This is a genomic window from Argonema galeatum A003/A1 (assembly GCF_023333595.1).
Taxonomy (GTDB): domain Bacteria; phylum Cyanobacteriota; class Cyanobacteriia; order Cyanobacteriales; family Aerosakkonemataceae; genus Argonema; species Argonema galeatum.
In genome coordinates this window covers 18,981-40,084 of record NZ_JAIQZM010000001.1, presented here as the reverse complement: position 1 = coordinate 40,084, position 21,104 = coordinate 18,981, and the positions used below count along the sequence as shown (strand labels likewise).

Below are 21,104 nucleotides of genomic sequence, written 5' to 3'. Positions count from 1 at the left end.
CAGATGGAATACACAGCTTTGTAATGGAAGAAGGACTCCTCTTAGTAAATCGTGACCGAGTTATGCAACGCTCTATCAAAGATGTCTTACGCTTTTGCCAGTAACACGATCGTAGCCTGAAGTTTTAATAAGTAAAAGTCCTTATTATTGATGGTTATGATAGATTATTATCTATAATTTAACCATTCCAGGAGTGTGACCCTTGAAGCACACTACACTGCACCAGTTGAAAGTATTTGAAGCCGCCGCTCGGCATAGTAGCTTTACCCGTGCGGCTGAGGAACTGTTTTTAACCCAACCTACTGTTTCTATGCAGGTGAAGCAGCTGGCGAAAGCAGTTGGTTTGCCCCTGTTTGAGCAGATAGGCAAGCGCCTGTATCTGACAGATGCGGGGCGGGAATTGTTGGCGACCTGCCGAGAGATTTTCGATCGCTTGGCTCACTTTGAAATGACAGTGGCAGACCTGAAAGGAGTGAAGGCAGGACAGTTACGGTTGGCTGTGATTACAACGGCTAAATATGTTGTGCCGCGTTTGTTGGGGCCGTTTTGCCAGCGTTATCCGGGAATTGATGTGTCGCTCCAGGTGACAAACCACGAAATCATTCTGGAACGGTTCTCGCAGAATCTTGACGATCTTTATATTATCAGCCAATTGCCAGATAATTCGGATGCGATCGTACACTCGTTTTTGGAAAATCCTTTAGTGGTGTTGGCACCCAGCAATCATCCGCTGGCTTTGCAGAAGAATATTCCCCTAGAAAGGCTTACTGGGGAACCTTTTATCATGCGGGAACCTGGGTCTGGTACGCGCCAAGCGGTGCAAAAATTATTTGAAATACACGGAATCAGCGTAAAAGTCAAGTTAGAATTGGGCAGTAATGAAGCGATTAAGCAAGCGATCGCAGGTGGTTTGGGAATATCGGTTTTATCTAGTCATACAATGGCTTTAGAAGGAATGACCAGCCATCTTACTATTTTAGATGTGGAAGGTTTTCCGATCGAACGGTATTGGTATGTGGCTTATCCATCCGGCAAACAATTGTCTGTTGTAGCCCGTACATTTTTCGACTATCTGATGGATGAAGGAAAGCAGGTTTTAGAGGAAACATCAGCTCAAAGTATTATGGGATTAGGGGCTAGGGACTAGGCTTCGACGTTCGACTGAGTTTCGACAAAGCTCAACTTCCGCGCTCAAGCCGAAGGCCGAACGGGGCTAGGATAAGAGGAAAGAGGGGGGATTTTAGATTTTAGATTTAAAATTTAAATTCAATCTGAAATCTAAAATTCCCCCCTAGCCCCTTCTTCAAATTTTGCATAAGCTTCATTGATTGCCTGCATAATATCTTTAGCATTAGCAGCTCGATTGATATCAGGATGATATTGCTTAATTAATCGACGATAAGCCAGTTTAACTTCTTCGGGAGAAGCTAACTTATCCACACACAAAATTGAGTACCATTCTCCAGATAAAACCGGGTTAGGTGCAGATTCAGTCGCCGGAACATATTGACGCCAAATCTTAATATTCGTGCCGTCACCGCCAGTAACTAGAGTCTTTCCATCAGGACTAAAAGCAATAGGATGACGCCCGGAAAGAGTGTGCAGAAGTTCTCCTGTGCTTAAGTTCCAAAGCTTAACGCCGTCCTTCCCTGCGCTGCCTAAAAGTTGTCTATTGGGACTAAAGACAACAGACCAAACCGCAGCTGAATGTCCGCTCAAAGTGCAGAGTAATTTGAGCGTATTGAGATTCCATAATTTAATTGTCGAGTCTTGACTTGCACTAGCCAGAATTTGACCGTTGTGACCGATCGCAACCGATGTTACCCAACCTGAATGTCCAATCAGAATGCGAGGCTCGTCCCAACTGTTTAAAGGCCAAATTCTGATAGTTTTATCCGCACTAGCGCTAGCTAGAATTTGACCGTCTGGACTGATGGCAATAGACCAAACTGTGTCTGTATGTCCGCGCAATGTGCGGGTTGACACCCATCTGGGAATATTCCAAATTTTGATAGTTTGGTCGGCACTTCCACTGGCAAGATTTTCGCCATCAGAGGTAAAGGCGACGGAGAAAATTGAGCTTGAATGTGCGTTGTTAGTTCCAGACCGACCCGAAAAGCTACGTACTGCATTTGTGTCCAGATTCCAGCAAGTAATTGTATTGTCGAAGTCGCCACTAACCAGAAAAGGCGTTCGCGGATTGAAGGCGACTGAAAAAACAGCGTTTAATAGCCCAAAAAAGGTGAAAATGCGTTTTCCGGTTTTCAGATCCCACAGACTGACTGTTCTGTCATCGCTACCGCTGGCAAGGATATTGCCTTGAGGATCGATCGCAACGGCATTCACCGATGCTGTGTGTTCTTTGAGAGTGTGTTCGCATTTCCAAGTCTGAGGAGGCTTAGCATTCATCGCAATTACAATGCAAACGGATTTGATATAAGTTAATATAGTTCCCGGAATTTTTCTTCTGGTGCGATCGCATCGGGTAATGGGTACGTAGTTGCGCTTTAGCGCTCAAAGAGGGCTAAAGCGCAACTACGTACCTACATCCAACTCGCTGCTACTTACAGCCATTTTCCCGCCCCACCGGAATTTCGATCGCAAACTCCGTCCCCTCGCCCGGTGCGGAAATGCACTTAAGCGAACCCTGATGTTTTTCTACCACAATCTGGTAGCTTATCGATAAACCCAACCCAGTTCCTTTACCTTCTGGTTTCGTGGTAAAAAAGGCGTCAAACAACTTCGATCGCACCGACTCCGCCATCCCTGGGCCATTGTCCTTGATGCGAATGACAACTTTGTCGCCATCGACAAACTCAGTGCGAATCCGAATCTCAGGATTTGGGATGAGAGATTTCTCCTCTACCCCTCTGTCCCTCTGCATTTCTGACTCTTCGATCGCGTCGATCGCATTTGCCAACAAATTCATGAACACCTGATTTAGTGGCCCAGCATAGCACTCTACCAGTGGCAAATCGCCGTACTCTTTAACGATCGCGATCGCCGGACATTCTGCCTTCGCTTTCAACCGATGCTGTAAAATCATCAAAGTACTTTCTAGCCCCGCGTGAATGTCAGTTGGCTTTTTCTGGGTATCAACTCGCGAGAAATTGCGTAACGACAGCATGATGTCGCGGATGCGATCGGTTCCCACTTTCATAGAAGACAGCAATTTGGGCAAATCTTCAATTAAGTATTCCAGTTCGATCGCTTCTATTTCATCTTCAATCTTTTGAGTTGGGTGGGGATATTCCTCCCCATAAAGATTCACAAGGTTTAGCAAATCTTGTACGTACTCGCTGGCATGATGCAGATTGCCAGAAATAAAACTAACCGGGTTATTCACTTCATGGGCGACACCCGCCACCAGTTGCCCCAAACTGGATATTTTCTCCGTCTGAACCAGTTGCGCTTGCGTTTGTTGCAGCTTGTGCAAAGATTGTTCTAATTGCAAAGCTTTTTCTCGCTCTCGCGCTTCCGATTCCTGCAAATTATTGTATATACTGGCATTTTCCAGAGAGATAGAAGCTTGAGCCGCTAACAATTTTAACACGCTACAGCGCTGCTGCGTAAAAGCTCCCACAGTCAAATTGTTTTCTAAATAAAGGATGCCGTTGAACTTGCCTTGATAGATCAGCGGCAAACCTAAAATTGACTTCGGTTGAATGTTGGCAATATAAGGGTCATTGGTGAAAATACCCTCAGAAGCAGGATTATTTAACACTAAAGTTTCATGAGTTCTTTCGATGTAGTTGATAATCGCAACAGGCAGATCCAGAGGACTTTTCAGCGGACCAGATGGCAGCACTATAACCTCGTCTTCTTCTATATTGCCCTCAGCTACCAGCAACAATTTATCTCCCTCTCCACCCTGGGAACGCAACAAAAGAAAAACTTTTCTCGCTCCAGCATTCTGCATAAGAATTTCCATCAAATTCTCCAGCAACTTGTCGAGAACGATTTCGCTAGAAATAGCTTGCGAGGCTTTCATTACCGTAACCAAATCCAGTAGTGCCGAATTTCCTCCCGTCGTTGAAGTTGTTGTCGTCAGAGTGAAATCGAGATCGGGGGTTTCTCGTTTCAGCAGCTGGAAGAAAAATTCAGGATATCTTTCTTCTAAATATTTTACTTTTGCTTTTGCTCCCCAGCGAGTATAGGCGTAGTAGGCATCAATCATGTATATGCGGGCAATTTTTTCTTTACCCCATCTTAGGTAAAATTTAGCTGCAAGTTCATGAGCTAAAGCTTCTTCATTAATGTACTCGTTTTCTTTAGCCAAGGATATAGCGCGATCGTATAAATCTGCCGCTTGCCAATTTTTACCTAATACTTGCGCCTTTTCAGCCTCCACAAGTTCGTACTTATGCTGATTATTCATTGGCGCACTATCCGCCCATAATTTCATCTTCTCCTGGTTTGCCTCTACTTGCTCCAGATATTTTTGTTGCTCGCTCCTATTGGCTTGCGGATAGTGACCCAGGAGAGCCAGTGAATAGTAGAAATTTAGAATAACTACCTGCATAAAACCAAATGCAGCGCCTGCTTGTTCATTCGCAAAAGCAACGTTCTTCAAAGCTCGCTCGAAATCGCCTAAAAGGTAAAGCAGAATTGTTTTAGCCACATAAAAAATAAACAGAACCGTACCGCTTTTAGCTTCAATCAAACGAGGCAACATTTCCGCTTCATCAAAACTCGAACCTATCAGCAAAGATCTATCTACAGATGCGCCTTCTAAATTCAAACCTAATTGTCTCCAGATTTGAGAAAAATGAGTTGGTATTTCTTGGTTAATTTTTATGCACAAATCAACGTATGCTGCTTGTTGCTGCACCGCCGATTCTAAGTTATCCTCAGTAAAAAATAAATAACTGCACAAATTCGCAGCGCAATAACCACCCCATTCAATATCTCCTATTTCCAACCCACTCTGTACCCCCTCCTGCAATGGAACAACACTATTTTTATTATGTTCTTTCCAACTTCTAATATTGGAATTAAACAAGTTGTAGACTTTAGCCTTAAGTTCTTTGGCATCAAACTTATCCAAAAGTTTTAAAGCAATGATACCGGCTTGATATCCAGCATCCAGCTTTCCGAACCCAACCAGCAACAAGCCATAAAAACCATAGGCGAAAGAAGATATTGCCGAATTGCCATATTCAAGGCAAAGATTGACCATTGTTATAATTAGTTGCGGAAAAATCTCTGGGTTCGCCATAAAAACAGGCGCACAGAGAATTTTCAAAATCTGCATAGCCGAGAGTTTATAGGGGTCGGTCATTGTCGGGATATTTTCTAAGTCTGCTAGGTTGGGCAAATCGACAACCAAATTGTTCTCAACATCTATTTCTAAAAGAGAAATGCCCAATGTAGACAAAACTTGCAGCCCTATATCGACAGCTTTTACCATCTCTAATTGAGCGATACAGAGTTGCATTTGTAGCTCGTACACCTTCACTCGATCGAGCAAAGTTGCAGCATTTTGCATGGCTATTTCAGCCAGAATAAGCGACCGTTCAAAGTTAATATTTAAATATTCCGCTTCTGCTGCTTCGATATGAAGAGTCAGAGTCAAGTCATAGTGACTTTGCCAGTTATCTCGCGGCTGAAGTTCCATTGCGACAGAAAAATACCTGACAGCAGCAGCATAAGCAGTTGACATCTTAGCCTTACGTCCTGCTATGAAGTTCAACTGAGCTAGTTCATTTTGTTCATTTCGATCGCTGATTAATTCCAATCCTAAATTTAACTGATTGACTATATCAAAAATTTTCTCTTCGCGTTCTCCTCGAAGGGTATTTCTTAACAGCAATTGTCCAATTTTTAAGTGTGTTGATTTTTTCTGGTCTTCGGGAATCAGAAAATAAGCGGCTTGTTGCACTCGGTCATGTAAAAATTTGTAGGAGATTTGGTATTGGGAATTACTTAGTCCGCCGTCAAAAGTTCCTATTCCCCAATCCCCAACCAAAGGTATTTTATAAGCTTGGGACAGGGGTAGAATTAGACCAGCTTGTAACGCCTCCCATAAATCGTTGGCAGTGTCTAAAAAAGATTTTTTATTCACAATAGCAAGAACATCTAAGTTAAATTGGTTGCCAATGCAAGCTCCTAATTTTAAAATTTCTTGTGTTGATTTAGATAGCTTTTGAATATTTCTTGCCACCAGTTCGACGACATTGTAATCCGTGATTCCAATTGCTTGAATTTGCTCGATGTCCCAAAGCCAGCGACCTTCAATAAACTCAAAGGTTAACAACTTTTCTTGGTACAGCGTTTTAAACATCTGGTTTAAAAAGAAGGGATTACCTTGAGTTTTGTTAAAAAGCAGATCTGCTAATAAAAATTGGCGACTGAGACGGTGCGTTTCGCTAAGGCATTCTATGGACTCTTGATTGGATAATGTTTCTGCTTCGCTGAGGGTATCTGCTACTAATTGGTTGATGTGAAATAAATTCAAAGGCTGGAGTATAATATTATTGACGATCGCACCACTTTGTTTAATTTTATCTATAGTTTGAATACTGGGATGAATTGGACTGACTTCGTTATCTCGATACGCGCCAATCATCAACAAATATTTGCTGTCGGCGTCAGTCATTAGTAATTGAATCAATTTCAAAGAGGCGGAATCTGCCCACTGTAAATCATCTAGAAATAAAACTAGAGGGTGTTCTTTTTGGGTGAATACCTGAATAAATTTTTGAAATAGCCGATTAAAGCGATTTTGGGATTCTGTTGGCCCAATAGTAGGCACTGCTGGCTGTTTGCCGACAATCAGTTCTACTTCGGGAATCACATCTATAATTACTTGCCCATTTTGACCAAATGCCTCTAAAAGCTTCTCTTTCCAAACAGCTATCTTTTCATAATTTTCTGTTAGCAGTTGCCGCATCAATTCCTGCAATGCTTGAATGAGGGCAGCATAAGGAATATTCCGCTTAAATTGATCGAATTTACCTGCAATAAAATAACCCCGTTGTCGTACAATCGGTTTATGAATTTCATTGACTACTGAAGTTTTGCCAATCCCGGAGTAACCGCTCACGAGCATCAGCTCGATTTTGAATTGAAAATTACCCGCTACTCGCTCAAAAGCTTCTAACAATTGGGCAACTTCTGCTTCGCGACCGTAAAGTTTTTGGGGAATGAGAAATTGACCGCATTTATCGAGTTTGCCAGGAATGAAGTTGACTATTTTTCCAGATGCCTGTAACTGAGCAAAACAGGTTCCCAAGTCAGCTTTTAGTCCGAGAGCGCTTTGATATCTGTCTTCTGCTGTTTTGGCTAATAATTTCGTTATAATGTCTGAAACTGCCTCTGGAATTTCTGGATTCAGTTGATGGGTGGAAACAGGTTTTTTGGCAATATGGCAGTAGACTAATTCCATCGGATCGGTGGAATTAAAAGGCAGTTGTCCGGTGAGTATTTCATAAAATGTGACGCCGAGAGAATAGAGGTCGGTGCGGTAGTCAAGCGATCGATTCATGCGTCCGGTTTGCTCTGGCGACATATATGCGAGGGTGCCTTCTAGCAAGTCGGGATTGCTGATGCTAGGATTCTCTCTGGACAGGCGTGTGGAAATGCTAAAGTCGATGATTTTGATTGATTGCGTTTTCGGATTAATCAGGATATTCTGGGGTTTTATATCTTTATGTATAATGTTATTTTGATGTAGCTCGGCTAGGGTTGAAGCTAGCTGAATGGCGATGCTCAAAAACGAATCAACTGGAATTTTTTGAGAGGTCATTAAGTCTTTGAGGCATTCTCCCTCGAAATAGTCCAATATCAGCGCCAGACCGTTCTTATATTTTTCTATACCATAAGTTTTGATAATTCCTTCTATATGCAAAGGTTGGAGTATTTTATATTCATGTCTTAATCGGGTAATTTCTTCCAGGGTAGGATACTCGGCTTTGAGGGTTTTGACGATCGCCTCTTTTCTATCCTCCCCCACGGCGCGATAAATAACTGTTCTGACTCCGCTGTGAATAACTTCGATAATCTGGTATCCTGGAAGAGCGTTAATCATTTTTCCTCCTCATTCTGGCTGGCTGGGGTTTGTAGTATATATAATATCGGCATTTTTACGGTTGAGTGCGATCGATCCGCCACCTAAAAAACGAATAAGAGCAGCGCTCAGTCTCTGTCTTTGGTCTGGATTCTGCAAATAGTACAGATTCGCCGAATTGACTGCTTTATCTAGTATGGCTTAAAATATTAAAAAAATATTAAAATTAGCCAAAAGTAAACATTACTTCTTCTATAATTTCGTCAATTTGGGAAATTAAGTTGGCTTCTCCTAGCTGAATAGGCGACAGATTCACGCTGATACTCAAATTACGTCCTACCACTAAGATAACTACGCAAATGCTGAGCCCTTACAGGCTCAAACCCGTTTTTTGTCCAAATGCTAAATATCAGCCGTTAGGCTGATATCGGGAGTGGGGTCAATTCGTCAAAAGCCCGGTCATTCATCCCACGCCTCCCTATAGGGTAGGATGTGGGGCTTCTGACCGTTCAAGCTAAAAACTTTTAAAGCTTTCATCAAGCTAGCGTAAAATCTTCGCTTTTCAGGGTGTTATGTGTTCTCTTAATGCTAAAACTGAGTTTAGTACTGGCAAGTACGAGGGCGGCAAAAAGCCTAGCTGGCGGTTAACTCCATACGTTTCCCGAACAGCATCGCAGATGCCAGTTAACAGACTGTCCTTTTTATACAGATGGACTTGGTCACCATATCTTTATAAATTTTCATACCTCAGAGGCGATCGCAATGCTTGAGCTAACATATAGCGAACCTACTCAATCTCAAAAGCAAACTATTCTAAAAACTCCCGCTGAAAATGTTGAGCAACGGCTAGAAGACTTGCAACGGGCCGATCGCTCTCTTTATAAAATGATGGGGATGGAAGTCTGGTCGATCGCTAAAACGATGGACGACCTGTATCCGGGTTTCTGGAATCAGTTTATGGCTAATCGTCGCGTTGCAATGAAGAACTTTATCGACCAAAAACAAACCGATCGCCCGCACAACGAGGAGCATCCTTTCATTTAAAGGTGGTACAATACACCTCGGCATTGCGAGGGGAATCTGTGAGCAGCTTTCAGGCATTGAAACAACCCATCCCCAAAATTAGTGTGGAGGATTTGGCCAATCGTCTAGCGGTTGGTAAGGAAGATCTACAGCTGGTGGATGTTCGAGAACCGCAAGAACTTGTCCTAGCCAGTTTGGAGGGTTTCGAGAATCTACCCTTGAGTGAATTTGCCGAGTGGTCTGGCGAGATCCAAACCCGCTTCGATCCCCACGCAGAGACGATCGTGATGTGCCACCACGGCATTCGTTCCGCCCAAATGTGTCAGTGGTTGATCGCTCAAGGATTCACCAATGTCAAAAATGTAACAGGTGGCATTGATGCCTACTCCAACCTAGTCGATCTTAAAATTCCCCGGTATTAATAACGGTAATTTTAGATTAAAGAATTGAAAATCTTCAATTCAAAAGTAAAGTTCTGAAATCTAAAATCTAAAATTTGAAATTCCCCCATCTCTCAATTCAAAAGTAAAGTTTTTAAATCTAAAATCCGAAATTTGAAATTAACCTATTATAGCAGTACTCAAGGAAGAAGGACATCCTAAAACGCCAGAACGAATTCACAGCAAGCATTTGAATGAGTGACTTTTGCTATACCAGTGGGTGAAGTGGCAGCGTTCTTTGCTATCCTGTACATACAACCGACTCAGGAGCCGCAGTTAGCCCCAAGGCACTGGTTGTTTTTGTTACAACTATCGTAAGAAAGATCTGGTATAAGGTGGATTCCCTATCTAAATCCCGGCAGTTTTTTTAAACCCGATTCAATTCGTCTTGCGCTCAAAACGTCTATGCAAATCCATCTTACCGATCGCCAGCAGCATATCCTTTGGGCAACGGTTCGTCACTATATTGCGACGGCAGAACCAGTGGGGTCGAAAGCCCTGCTAGAAGAGTACAGACTCACCGTCAGCCCAGCCACGATTCGCAATGCGATGAACGTTTTAGAAAAAGCTGGATTGCTGTATCAACCTCATACCTCCGCCGGACGGGTTCCCTCAGACTCTGGCTACCGAATTTATGTTGACCAGCTGATCGCGCCAGACGAAACCCTGGCACGTCAAGTAGAACAATTACTTGAAGATAGGCTAAAAAAGGAGGATTGGAGCTTTGAGGCACTCCTACAGGGTGCGGCTCAAATTCTCGCTACTGTGAGCGGGTACATTACCCTGATCACTATGCCCCAAACTCGTAACACTCAACTGCGGCATTTGCAATTGGTGCAGCTCGATCCCGGTCAGGTGATGCTGATTGTGGTGACAGATGGGTATGAAACGCAGTCGGTTTTGATGGAGTTACCTTCGCCAGTTGACGCCTCCGAACCGGATGCAGAAATTATAGAGCGAGAGTTGCAAATTTTATCTAACTTTTTGAATAGCCAGCTGCGGGGCCGATCGCTCTTGGAATTGGCAGCACTAAACTGGAGTCAGCTGGGTCAGGAATTTCAACGATATGCTGAATTCCTGAAAAATTTACTTGCAGAAGTGACCCGTCGCAGTCAACCGCAGGCTTCCACGCAAATACTGATTCGCGGCGTCGCCGAGATGTTGCGTCAGCCAGAATTTACCGAATTGCAGCAAGTCAAGACCCTGATTCACCTGCTAGAAGAAGAACAGGATCTGCTGTGGCCGTTAATTTTTGAATCACCAGAAGTGCAGATAATAGGCGGGATACCTCTGCCACAAGGTAAAAGGGCGACCGTGCGAATTGGTTCGGAAAATACTTTGGAACCTATACGCGCCTGTACGCTGATTTCTGCAACTTATCGACAGGGCGCGGTGGCGGTGGGAAGTGTAGGCGTTTTGGGGCCAACGCGGATGGTGTATGAAAATGCGATCGCCCTCGTTGAAGCCACCGCCGATTATCTCTCCGAAGCCTTGAGTTAACAATTCCCTATTCGGTTGAGCCTAGAAGTTACAACTATGAGCAGAAAAATTGCATTTTGGTTGCTGTGGATTGGGTTGGCTAGCTACGCCTTTCTACTCGCACCGCCTACCCAACCAGACACCTGGACTTTGATTAAAAATCTTTCTCTAGGCAAATTAGAAGGAATTAATCCCATAATTGTGTCCCTGTTCTATATCATGGGTGTTTGGCCGATAATATACAGTTGCCTGCTGTTCATCGACGGCAAAGAACAGAAGATCCCAGCATGGCCTTTTGCGGCGGGGTCTTTTGGAATAGGCGCATTTGCCCTGTTGCCCTATCTAGCTTTGCGCGAACCAAATCAAGAATTTACCGGGCAAAAAAATATCTTTCTAAAGGTATTAGATTCCCGCTTTACAGGTCTTTTAATTGGCTTGGCTACTGTCGGTTTAGTCGCCTATGGCGTACTAGCTGGAGATTGGGGAGATTTTATTCAACAGTGGCAAACCAGTAACTTTATTCATGTTATGAGCTTGGATTTTTGTACGCTTTGTCTATTGTTCCCCGTACTCCTGGGAGACGATATGGCGCGTCGAGGCGTCAAAAATAGGCAATTTTTCTGGGTTGTGTCCCTAATTCCTCTGTTTGGCCCAGTGTTATATCTTTGCTTGCGTCCTCAGCTGCCAGAATCCAGTGCAAGGCTGGCTTAATAAGCTGTTACCGCCACCGGACGATAACTTTACCAAAGATAGACGTAATTTACTGCGTTTCTAATTTTAATATTAGTGGGCAGAGTAGTGTGAAGTCATTGGTTAGATTATGAACAGAAAAGTAACATTGTTTTTGATATGGGTGCTATTTGTAAGCTATACCGTGTGGCTGGCTCCTCTCGATCGACCAGAGACATTGCCTTTGGTTCAAAAGCTATTAACGCTCCAGTGGGGCAAGCTTAACCCTATTATAGCCGTCCTATTCAGCTTGATGGGCGTTTGGCCGATGATTTATGCTTGCCTGATGTTCTTTGATGGCAGAATGCAAAAGTTTATGGCATGGCCTTATTTTTTAGGGTCAAACGGAACCGGAGTAATTTGTCTTTTACCTTATTTATTCCTGCGCGATCGCAATCAAGAATTCACCGGGCAAAAGGATTACTTGCTCAGAATTTTAGATAAGCGATCGACAGGCGTTGCTCTCCTTTTAAGTACGATCGCCTTATTTGTCTACGCAATAATTGGTGGAGATTGGGCAGATTACTTTCAACAGTTCCAAACCACGCCCTTTGTTCAGCTTATAAGTATTGATTTTTGCTTGATGTGTCTGGTATTTCCATTGACATCATTATTTGATGATGACATGGCGCGTCGGGGTATTAAAGATTCACAAAAGTTTTGGGCACTGGCGTTAGTTCCTTTGTTTGGGCCGCTTTTGTATCTTTGCCTGCGTCCGCCCATTCCAGCAATCACTCCAGAAACAGTCGAGAAGCTACAAATGATGTCTCTAACCAGCGCAGAACTATGAGCAAGTAGGGTAGGCAATGCCCACCCTACGGCTGAAAACTATGGATTAATTCGCAATGTTACGCGAACTGTGCCTTCTTCAGATTGGGGAGGTAGCCAAGTAGTAAGCGATCGCTTAATTCCATCCACCACCAGCGCCTCCTTCAAAATTGAGGCTTCCTCATCCAACATAATTCGCCCCACGCGACCTTTGCCTACCGTGAATTCAAAGACAATTTCGCCACTGAAACCCGAAGGCAAATTTACCAGTTGCAGATGTTGCGCGATCGCATTAATAGCTGCTTCATCCAATCCCGTCACGCTAACAACTTGCAACTTGGCGTTGTCAATTACTTCGTAATCGGCGATGATAATATCATCACCAAAATCGAAGTCGCAATCTTGGATTTCACTAAAGTTTGCATCTAGAGGCAAATATTCATCTAGAACTTCTGGCGATCGGGCCGACGGTTTTCGATCGAATTGGTATTCAATCAAGCCTTCCACCTTTGATATATCAGTATCTGGCATTTCAGAACCGAGTTCGCGAACCTGCTTCTGAGCTTGGTAAGCCTGCAAATATGTCAGATTCTGGCTGTCAATATTATCACGATGCTTTCTATCAGCCGCCGCATTAATTTCGGCTGACTTCACCATCTTTTCAACTTCATGTTTCGGCAAAGTTGTTGCACCAGTGATGGTGATAAATTGGTTTTTACCAGTCGCCAAGTCCTGTGCTGTCACCGTGAGAATACCGTTGACGTCAATATCGAAAGTCAGTTCAATTTGAGGAACGCCGCTCGGCGCGGGTGGAATTCCATCTAGACGGAATTTGCCTAAGCTCTTATTATCATTAGCCATCTCCCGTTCACCTTGCAGTATGTGGATTTCCACTCCTGTCTGATTATCCGCAGTAGTCGAGAAAACTAGCGACTTTTTAGTAGGAATAGTGGTATTGCGGGGGATAATTTTGGTCATCGCGCCGCCCAAAGTTTCCACACCCAGAGACAAAGGAGGTACGTCCAGCAGCAAGATGATGTCTTTCAATCCATCAAATGAGTTCCCTGGCGAAGCTAGAAAACTTCTCGTGTTTGCAAACTCATCATCATCTTCTTCTGAGAAACTGAATCCTAGTGCGTTTGGATTTGGTTGCAGACTGTTAAGTTGAAGCAGAGGAGAAGCAGCAGCAACTTGTCCGAAAATCCCCTCATAGCTAACTCCTTCTGGCATCTCAACTGGCACTTGCACGGATACTGATTTTCCTTCAGGATCGACCCGCACGTCATCGCTAACAGCAACAAAAGCCGTATATTGCGACAAAAGCTGATAAGTCAAAGCTGTCTCCGTAACCGCTTCTACCCCGCTGGTGGTTTCCACACCAAACATTTGCTTCATCAAATCTTTGATTCGCGCACGTCCCCAGAGTTGTGCGATCGCAGGATTACCATTTTCATCAAAATTGAGGTCAAACGTCTTTTCATAACGTTTGCCACCCGCAGCAATACCAATAACGTGCAGTTTTCCACCAGTCCGATCTTGTTTCCGTCCAAACAAAACTAGCGGCTGTTCCGCAAACAAATCGGGCGCTGTTGATGGGTATATCGCTGGCAATTCTCCAGTATTTTCCCAGCTGATTTCAATATTCGTCAGCACGGGATTGTTGATTTGCCGGAAGAACTTTTCTGCAACTTCCTGAGTCGGCTCATCCTGACGAACAACTTGGCTCGTTCCCCGTCCAATCTCTGCAATGCGATCGAGCAAAAACCGATTAACGGAACTGCCCACGCCGAAACTATAAAGGCGATTTCCCGGTTTCAGTTCCCGCTGAACTTCCGCCAGAATTTCATTGTCATTGCCGATATAGCCATCAGTTAACAGCACAATACTCCGCAATCGTCCCGCTGGTGCTGCTGGGTAATTCAGCACCGCACGAATGCCATTAAGTAAATAAGTACCGCCATCAGCTTGCAAGTCATTGATATAGTCGATCGCTTTGGCGCGATTTTGCGGTGTATTTGGCAACGGTGCTGGTGATAGCTGTGTTGTGATATCGGAAAAATCGATAATTGTGAATGTGTCGTCGGGATTTAACCCATTAATAAATCGCCGCATTAGTTCCTGAGATTTTTGCAGCGGGTCGCCAGATTGGGAACCGGAGGTATCCATCAGGAACACCACATCTTTTGGCACTATTTCATTTGTGCGATATTCTAATGCTGGAATGAGATAAATAGCGAAATGTCCGCCTCGGTCATCGGATTGAGTTAGCACAGTTGCTTGGGTGTTGTCGCCAGCAACTTGATAGCGGAGAATCAAATCTTTGTTGGGAATTGTGTCTTCTCCACCCAGTTTCACCCGCACGATTTGACCCCCCTCAGTCCCCCCGCCACGGGGGGAAGAAAGATCAGAATTTGTGTTTGTGTGTTCGATGCGAACTTGGTGAGAAGTTGAGTGGACATTTTGGATGGGAACACCCGCATCAATTTCGACGGTAACGCCAATATCATGCCCAGAACGAGTGCCAGGGGGTAGCACAGGAGCATTGAGCCGCGAAGCATCTGGAACCTCGTCTGTATCGCGGTTTAATGTCATTGGTGCTGTAGCTGTACCACCGCCAGAGATGTTAGTAGCGATCGGCGTACCGGGAATAAATCGCGGCCCAACTACCATTGGAAAGACAAATTCGTAGTCACCGCCCTCAAATTTTAGGCTCTCGGTATAGCGAATGGTGACATCAATTTCCTCACCAGGTTTGATGTTAGCAAGAGATTGGGTAAAGATATTATCCCGTTCTTGTTCTAATAATCCAGCAGTACGTCCTTGGCGTTTGGCTTCTTCGTAGATTTGTTTCGCTTCTTCGCGTTTTTTGATGTTACCTTTGATAATGCGATCGCCTATCTTAATTTCCATGTCATCCACCGCAGCTTCATCCGGCAATGGAAAAACATAGACAGCTTCCAAAGGTTCCGTAAACGGATTTTCAAAAGTTTGTGTCACCTCCACTCGCGACACATTCCCAGCAATTTTCGCCTGAACTTCCGTATGTTGTAAGGGAAATACTAGCTGTTGTCCGTCGGGAGATTGCACATACAAACCCCCGCCCGGATTGTTGGAGGGATTTACTGTAGTCCTGGTCATAAGCGGTAACCTCCGAGACTATAAAGTGTTAAATTCGCCCTGTCCAAAAAGAGGATGTCTTGGCAATTCACCACATCCTAGCCCTTTACAACTGATTATTACAGGAGAGGAAAAGTAGTATTAACCGTATAATATTTATACTCGTTGCGGATAAGTAGAGACACCCTGACGGTATACTGGATGTTAAAAGTAACACCCCTTATTTACTGTAGTCCCCTGCCTACAACCCATCGCGTTACCCTTTCTCGGAGAATTATTCTGCTTCCTTGATTAACGGTTAGATAGTTGCGGCTTATTCTGTAACGGGTATTACCATTAACAGCCTCATAGCGATCGCCCATATCAACCATTCCCGGAAGAGTGATACCGCCGCGCCCATTTTTCCCTCTACTTATATATGTCAAAGTACCGCCCTCAGTCGCGCAGATACGCACGGTGTAGTTTCTTGTTTCGGCAAGACGGAGTAGATATCTATTAGTTGGGCAGCCGTTGTTCCGAGCTTGGGCTATTTCGATAGGGCGACCATCAAACTTGATAGTTTCAGCACCGTTTGCAAAAGGTGTCAGGAACAAAGACATTGCTGCACTGAAAAAAAACAGTTTTAATGCCTGTTTGCAATTGAATTCAGGCTTTGGCTGAGATGTCATAGATAATCGAGCCTCATCTAATCGTAACTTGTAAATTGTAAGTTGCGTTTCCTCGCGTACCACCGACGACGATGCGATAGTCACCCCTGGCAGGCAATGTGCCAGTAAAGCTGGTCGCTTCTTGCTTGAGAGTTCGTCCGTTTGGCGCAATGATATCAAAAACAGCATTTTGCTCAGTAGACGTGATGCTGACTGTCATTGTCTGGCGTGCGCGAGCATTAACCAGATAAGTATCTCTGGTGCCTCGCACTACAGCATCTTCTACAGTAGCTGAGTTTGTTCCTCGCTCAAACTGAATGCGCTGTGTCCGACTCTGTTGAGCAATTAAGAATTGTGGGTTAGCCGTTGCTCTATTGCTGACGGTGGGTGTCTCGTTTGTGGCTATAGCATTTAGGTTAGGTGTCAAGAATAAAGACGCACTAACACCAACTAATGCTAGCTGGAATACCTGTTTGTAATTCAATTTATATGGCCTTAAAAGTCTCCTAAGATAATTTGGTTGATAGTAGATGCACTACCTGAAAACAAGCTTCCGGGTTAAAGCAAAAATTTGATGAATCGGATTCTATCCTTCATATTCACTGTCTATTGCAACATCGAGTGTTTCTTCATCCACTCGTATATACAGAACATTAGGACGACAACAAACTTGACAATCTTCAATATAAGATTGCTGTCCACCCGCACTCAGGTCAACAAATGTCACATTTGGTTCGCCGCAGTAGGCACAACTATACTCAGATGTTGTTTCCATTTAGTTAAATGTTTGGCTATGAATTTTTAATTTGTTGTTCGCATTCCCGTTTTGTCACATCATGGCGATAGCTAAACATATCCTTTAATCTAGCATTTACCCACCAACTCAAAAGAAGTTCGGCGATCGGCCCTCCAGGTAATTCATAAGCGATCGCATCTGTCAACCTGGTTTTCCCATTCTCTTGGGCGAACTCATGTCGATGCACCCAAGATTCCATAGGCCCAGCAATTTGTCGATCGCTAAATAGTCTGTATCTCTCGCATTCAGTATGACGCGCAACCCACCGCACGGGCAATGGCCCCAGGAAAATGCGAAATTCGGAAATAGCACCCACCTCAAGTCCACCTTCGCGGCGAACCACTTGCACGGGTTGCCAAGGTGGCGTGAGGATTTGGAGAATATCATGTCTTTCGTGAAAGTTCCAGACGACTTCCACGGGTGCATCAATTAGAGAGGAATGTTTGAAACTTACCATGATAGAAAATAGCCTTTGCAGCTTTAAGCTACAAAGGCTACATTATCATAATTTGGGCAGCATCATGTCCGCATTTTCCATCTGGATAGAAAAATCACGAATCAATTACGCGGATTACCCTTTCAACGATGCGCCTGCCATTTGGAAGCGCGATCGTCAGCTGATTCCTGTTCATATCGAGAGTGTAAGTGTAACGACCGTTTCTGGCAACGTATACATTTCTTCTGGGAGAAGATACACGCAGAAGGATGCTACCATTACCATTCTTAGAACGACCAACGTAGTATGTGCCGTTTCGCCTGTAACAAATTCCCGCATAATAATTGCGAGTTTCCACAGAGAAACCTTCCGCTATGTCGTTTAAGCAATCGTTAGGCGCAGCAGCCACTAGGATGGAGCGATCTTGCGAAGCCAAATCGCTATACACACCTGAGTCACTAGCGGTGGTTTGTGCCGCTTTTACTGATGGTGTCAAGAATAAAAGCGCTCCTACACCCACCAGCATCATTTTCAACGCCTGTTTTGGGAATACCATAATTTTACTTTCCTGTTTTGATGAAATTATTGTTTGTGCATATTACTATCGCACAACCAGTTTATGGGCAAGAATATATTCAATTGCCTGCTATTTATTTCTTCAATTAAAAGAAGGGCTTTTCCGTAAAAGTTCGGATAAAAAAAATCTATAGCGATCCTTTTAATTGAAAATATTTCACCAATTGGGATGAGGCGATATAAAAAAATCTGTGTTAAATTTTAATATTATTTTAAGCCCATAGAAACCGGGTTTCTTCAAGAAACCCGGTTTCTGAGTTTCACTGAATATCGAAAAACCCGTTCTCTCAAAGAAAACGGGTTGATAATAGTGTTGCTTGTTGCTTTATTATTTATCTCTACCTACTTAACCAGCGCGAGCCCTCTGAAAGCGAAAACGACTGCATTATCTTCTCCATGTCGCCCTTTCTCTGAGAATAACTCGGCCATTCCGAGTCAAGGTTAGCTCATTACGGGTAAGGGTGTAACGAGTATCCCCATTAACGGCTACAAATCGATCTCTGCTATAGCTTTGCAGAGGTAGCGTGATGCCACCCGTGGTTCCATTCTTGGCAAGACCGACGTAAGTATTGGGGAGATCTCCTCCACAAATATAGATCAGAAAGTTTTTTGTTTCGGCAGTGACGTACAAACTACCACCGCTGTTTTCTGGACAAGCGGACGCTTGAGCTAGGATGGTGTGAGAAGTTGATAAATTTGCCGTTGCTGGTGTGTTATCCTGGAAAGGATTAACCGTAACCGCTTTTGCCAAGGGTGCTAAGCACAAAGAAGCACCAACTGCGATCGCAAACAGCTTTAATCCTTGTTGATAATCTAGTTTAGCCTTGCTCGATTTCACGGTTTGATTTACTCCTGAATATTGGTATGTAGCTTTGCTGAATATTATACCTCTTACTTAAGCCAGTCATACAACTTTTAAGATGTGAGGTATATTCGCTTATTTACATTTCAACAAAGTTAGGATGCGATCGGTTCACCCATTTAAGGTATTTTAACAAAAAGTCTTCAGTTAAAATGAGATGTAGCCGTAGCTAAATGCTTTTCCAGCGTTGCCTGGGGAAGTGGCCCTTGCAAGTGACTCCAAGGCAATACTTGGTCTGTTGACCAGTCAGCATGAACGTAGTAACCTAACTCTGGTAGTTTTCCCCGTAATTCCTTAAAAGCACGGCGATAACTACCCAGAGAATCGCCATACTGCCTAGTTAATTCTAACAGATGGGATAAGCGGCGATCGCCCCTCGATAGCAGCGCCTGAATTACCGAATCCTTATAACTTTCCGGTCGAAACTCCATACCCTGCGGCTTCAATTGCTTCTCCAAAAATTTCAACCGCTTTTCTGCTTCGGGTTTCACCCCAAACCACTGAAAAGGCGTGTGCGCTTTCGGCACAAATGTGCTGCATCCTAGCGTCAAACGCAAACCAGGTGCAGCTTTTTTGATATCCCGCATCATCGCCACAGTTGCATCTAAATCCCCTGATTCCTCACCGGGAATCCCAACCATACCGTAAAGTTTCATTCCCTTTAATCCACCAGCTTTAGCATTCACCACAGCTTGGATAATCTCATCATTTAGGAGCTTTTTATTAACAATTTGCCGCAACCGTTCAGAACCGCTTTCAACAGCAATTGTGATTGAACGAGTATCGCGTTTTGCCAAAGTTTCTGCTAACTTTTTAGTTACGGTATTTGTCCGCACAGAAGCGATACTCAGACGAACATTATCATATTTTTCTTGACTTATATAATCCAGCAAATCTTCAAATTCTGGATGTTGAGTCACAGAAGCACCCAGCAATCCCAATCTGTCTGTGATTGCTAAACCTTTTTCAATAGCAGGAATCAAAGAATCTGCCAAACTTGCAGTGCGAAAAGGCAACGTTAGATAACTTGCCAAACAGAAGCGACACATCTCTGGACAACTGCGTACTACTTCCACCATATAGATATTTTCCCACGCCGCTTTCTCTGTTACGACAGTTGAAGCAGATAGAACATTGCCGCGATAAGTCTGCTTTTCTACAGTCTTGGGAATTTCTACATCTACTGGTTGAATTGATTTGATATCGCCAGTGACAGCCTGATAAGTCACTTCATACAAACTGGGCACATAAACGCCTGGAACTTGTGCCAACTTTCTCAGTTTAGTTTGCCTATCTGCATTTCGTACTTCTTTGTATACTTCAATAAAATTGCCCAGTAAGTTTTCGCCATCGCCTAGCAAAATAATGTCGAAAAAGTCGGCGAAAGGTTCTGGGTTGGCAGTCAGTACTGGGCCACCACCAAATATGAGCGGATCGTTGTTGTCACGAGTAGCCGAACGTAAAGGAATTTCTAGAAATTCCAACAAATTCAGGATATTTACATAATCCAGTTCCCAAGACATGGAAAATCCCACTAATTCAGGCTTTCTCGGTAGCGATTCGTGGGTATCGGTGAATAAACGGCTTATTTCAATATCTGGACACATTGCCAAAGTTGCCCATACGATTTGATAGCCGAGACTGGTGATACCAACGCTGTACTCGTTCGGGAAAGCAAAGATGGTGGGTATGGCGTCGCTGTTGGGCGTCGCTTTTGTAAACAGGAGGCGTTCGTCAGAAAATAGATCTTTAATCACGGGGAACTTTTAACGGGGAACAGCGAACAGGGAATGGGGAACAGAGAAAGAGGGAAAAGGGAAAGAGGGAAGATGGAAAAAACGATCTTTTTTCTTTTCTTCCCCCGTTCCCCGTTCCCTTTGTCTGTGAATAGTAGTGGTAACATTGGAAGAATTGCATTTCCCAACGCTAAAGCACGAGGGAATACAGGGCGTAGTAGTATGTCCGGTAAGGATCGCACCTTACAAAAGGGTTGTACCAGGCAAATGTGATATTTGTCTATAAAACCTCTAACTATACCATAACGTACAGTATTGCGCGCTCAAAGCAAGGAAGCACTTTACTGTACTCAGCACTAAAGCCGAAGCACTCAGCACTTTGCTATATGAGCGGAAAATTCGTACCGAGTACCTAAATCAGCATAAAGTTAACTAAAATCCGTATGAATGAATATCAACCAATTTCCCGGCTAAAAGATTTATCAGC

The 21,104-nt window shown here is 43.9% G+C and carries 16 protein-coding genes; 6 read left to right on the top strand and 10 right to left on the bottom strand.

Translation table 11 applies throughout. The features are described 5' to 3' along the window. Positions 1–202: 202 nt before the first annotated feature. The gene (locus tag LAY41_RS00155; protein WP_249092857.1) at positions 203–1,147 is read left to right on the top strand and encodes a LysR family transcriptional regulator; all 945 of its coding nucleotides are present in this window, start codon (positions 203–205) and stop codon (positions 1,145–1,147) included. A 131-nt stretch (positions 1,148–1,278) separates the two neighbouring features. Here the strand turns inward: LAY41_RS00155 and LAY41_RS00150 are convergent, their stop codons facing one another. Then, positions 1,279–2,409, bottom strand: a complete 1,131-nt coding sequence (locus LAY41_RS00150; protein WP_249092856.1) for a DnaJ domain-containing protein — start codon at positions 2,407–2,409, stop codon at positions 1,279–1,281. A gap of 151 nt (positions 2,410–2,560) precedes the next feature. After that, positions 2,561–8,029: a trifunctional serine/threonine-protein kinase/ATP-binding protein/sensor histidine kinase gene (locus tag LAY41_RS00145; protein ID WP_249092855.1), complete on the bottom strand. Its 5,469-nt coding sequence runs from the start codon at positions 8,027–8,029 to the stop codon at positions 2,561–2,563. A 741-nt stretch (positions 8,030–8,770) separates the two neighbouring features. Between LAY41_RS00145 and LAY41_RS00140 the strand changes: the two genes are divergently transcribed. The 5 genes from LAY41_RS00140 (at position 8,771) to LAY41_RS00120 (ending at position 12,469) form a co-directional block, all read left to right on the top strand. Further along, positions 8,771–9,052, top strand: a complete 282-nt coding sequence (locus LAY41_RS00140) for a hypothetical protein (RefSeq protein ID WP_249092854.1) — start codon at positions 8,771–8,773, stop codon at positions 9,050–9,052. 38 nt (positions 9,053–9,090) lie between these two features. Next, the gene (locus LAY41_RS00135; protein WP_249092853.1) at positions 9,091–9,453 is read left to right on the top strand and encodes a rhodanese-like domain-containing protein; all 363 of its coding nucleotides are present in this window, start codon (positions 9,091–9,093) and stop codon (positions 9,451–9,453) included. Positions 9,454–9,876: 423 nt separating this feature from the next. After that, a complete protein-coding gene (gene hrcA / locus LAY41_RS00130; RefSeq protein ID WP_249092852.1) occupies positions 9,877–10,971 on the top strand; it encodes a heat-inducible transcriptional repressor HrcA in 1,095 nt (364 codons plus the stop codon). 36 nt (positions 10,972–11,007) lie between these two features. After that, positions 11,008–11,661, top strand: a complete 654-nt coding sequence (locus LAY41_RS00125; protein ID WP_249092851.1) for a DUF2834 domain-containing protein — start codon at positions 11,008–11,010, stop codon at positions 11,659–11,661. A 109-nt stretch (positions 11,662–11,770) separates the two neighbouring features. Continuing rightward, positions 11,771–12,469 (top strand): DUF2834 domain-containing protein, encoded by a 699-nt coding sequence (locus tag LAY41_RS00120; RefSeq protein WP_249092850.1) that lies wholly within the window; start codon positions 11,771–11,773, stop codon positions 12,467–12,469. A gap of 38 nt (positions 12,470–12,507) precedes the next feature. Here the strand turns inward: LAY41_RS00120 and LAY41_RS00115 are convergent, their stop codons facing one another. The 8 genes from LAY41_RS00115 to LAY41_RS00080 all read right to left on the bottom strand — a co-directional run bounded on the left by LAY41_RS00115 (position 12,508) and on the right by LAY41_RS00080 (position 20,638). Further along, a complete protein-coding gene (locus LAY41_RS00115) occupies positions 12,508–15,585 on the bottom strand; it encodes an Hsp70 family protein (protein WP_249092849.1) in 3,078 nt (1,025 codons plus the stop codon). A gap of 203 nt (positions 15,586–15,788) precedes the next feature. Beyond that, on the bottom strand, positions 15,789–16,232 hold the full coding sequence (locus tag LAY41_RS00110; protein ID WP_249092848.1) for a hypothetical protein: 444 nt from the start codon (positions 16,230–16,232) through the stop codon (positions 15,789–15,791). Between the two features lie 13 nt (positions 16,233–16,245). Then, positions 16,246–16,695, bottom strand: coding sequence for a hypothetical protein (locus LAY41_RS00105; RefSeq protein ID WP_249092847.1), 450 nt, complete (start codon positions 16,693–16,695; stop codon positions 16,246–16,248). Between the two features lie 102 nt (positions 16,696–16,797). Continuing rightward, a complete protein-coding gene (locus LAY41_RS00100; RefSeq protein ID WP_249092846.1) occupies positions 16,798–16,986 on the bottom strand; it encodes a CPXCG motif-containing cysteine-rich protein in 189 nt (62 codons plus the stop codon). A 16-nt stretch (positions 16,987–17,002) separates the two neighbouring features. Then, on the bottom strand, positions 17,003–17,464 hold the full coding sequence (locus tag LAY41_RS00095; RefSeq protein WP_249092845.1) for an SRPBCC family protein: 462 nt from the start codon (positions 17,462–17,464) through the stop codon (positions 17,003–17,005). Positions 17,465–17,558: 94 nt separating this feature from the next. Next, positions 17,559–17,999 (bottom strand): hypothetical protein, encoded by a 441-nt coding sequence (locus tag LAY41_RS00090; protein WP_249092844.1) that lies wholly within the window; start codon positions 17,997–17,999, stop codon positions 17,559–17,561. A gap of 405 nt (positions 18,000–18,404) precedes the next feature. Next, the gene (locus LAY41_RS00085) at positions 18,405–18,857 is read right to left on the bottom strand and encodes a hypothetical protein (protein ID WP_249092843.1); all 453 of its coding nucleotides are present in this window, start codon (positions 18,855–18,857) and stop codon (positions 18,405–18,407) included. A 167-nt stretch (positions 18,858–19,024) separates the two neighbouring features. Then, complete coding sequence (locus tag LAY41_RS00080; RefSeq protein WP_249092842.1) at positions 19,025–20,638, bottom strand: B12-binding domain-containing radical SAM protein; 1,614 nt, start codon at positions 20,636–20,638, stop codon at positions 19,025–19,027. Positions 20,639–21,104: the final 466 nt, after the last annotated feature.

Coding starts and splice junctions, on each gene's coding strand:
- LAY41_RS00150 (WP_249092856.1), bottom strand. CDS start 2,409: ATGAATGCTAAGCCTCCTCAGACTTGGAAATGCGAACACACTCTCAAA.
- LAY41_RS00145 (WP_249092855.1), bottom strand. CDS start 8,029: ATGATTAACGCTCTTCCAGGATACCAGATTATCGAAGTTATTCACAGC.
- LAY41_RS00140 (WP_249092854.1), top strand. CDS start 8,771: ATGCTTGAGCTAACATATAGCGAACCTACTCAATCTCAAAAGCAAACT.
- hrcA (WP_249092852.1), top strand. CDS start 9,877: ATGCAAATCCATCTTACCGATCGCCAGCAGCATATCCTTTGGGCAACG.
- LAY41_RS00125 (WP_249092851.1), top strand. CDS start 11,008: ATGAGCAGAAAAATTGCATTTTGGTTGCTGTGGATTGGGTTGGCTAGC.
- LAY41_RS00120 (WP_249092850.1), top strand. CDS start 11,771: ATGAACAGAAAAGTAACATTGTTTTTGATATGGGTGCTATTTGTAAGC.
- LAY41_RS00115 (WP_249092849.1), bottom strand. CDS start 15,585: ATGACCAGGACTACAGTAAATCCCTCCAACAATCCGGGCGGGGGTTTG.
- LAY41_RS00110 (WP_249092848.1), bottom strand. CDS start 16,232: ATGACATCTCAGCCAAAGCCTGAATTCAATTGCAAACAGGCATTAAAA.
- LAY41_RS00100 (WP_249092846.1), bottom strand. CDS start 16,986: ATGGAAACAACATCTGAGTATAGTTGTGCCTACTGCGGCGAACCAAAT.
- LAY41_RS00095 (WP_249092845.1), bottom strand. CDS start 17,464: ATGGTAAGTTTCAAACATTCCTCTCTAATTGATGCACCCGTGGAAGTC.
- LAY41_RS00090 (WP_249092844.1), bottom strand. CDS start 17,999: ATGGTATTCCCAAAACAGGCGTTGAAAATGATGCTGGTGGGTGTAGGA.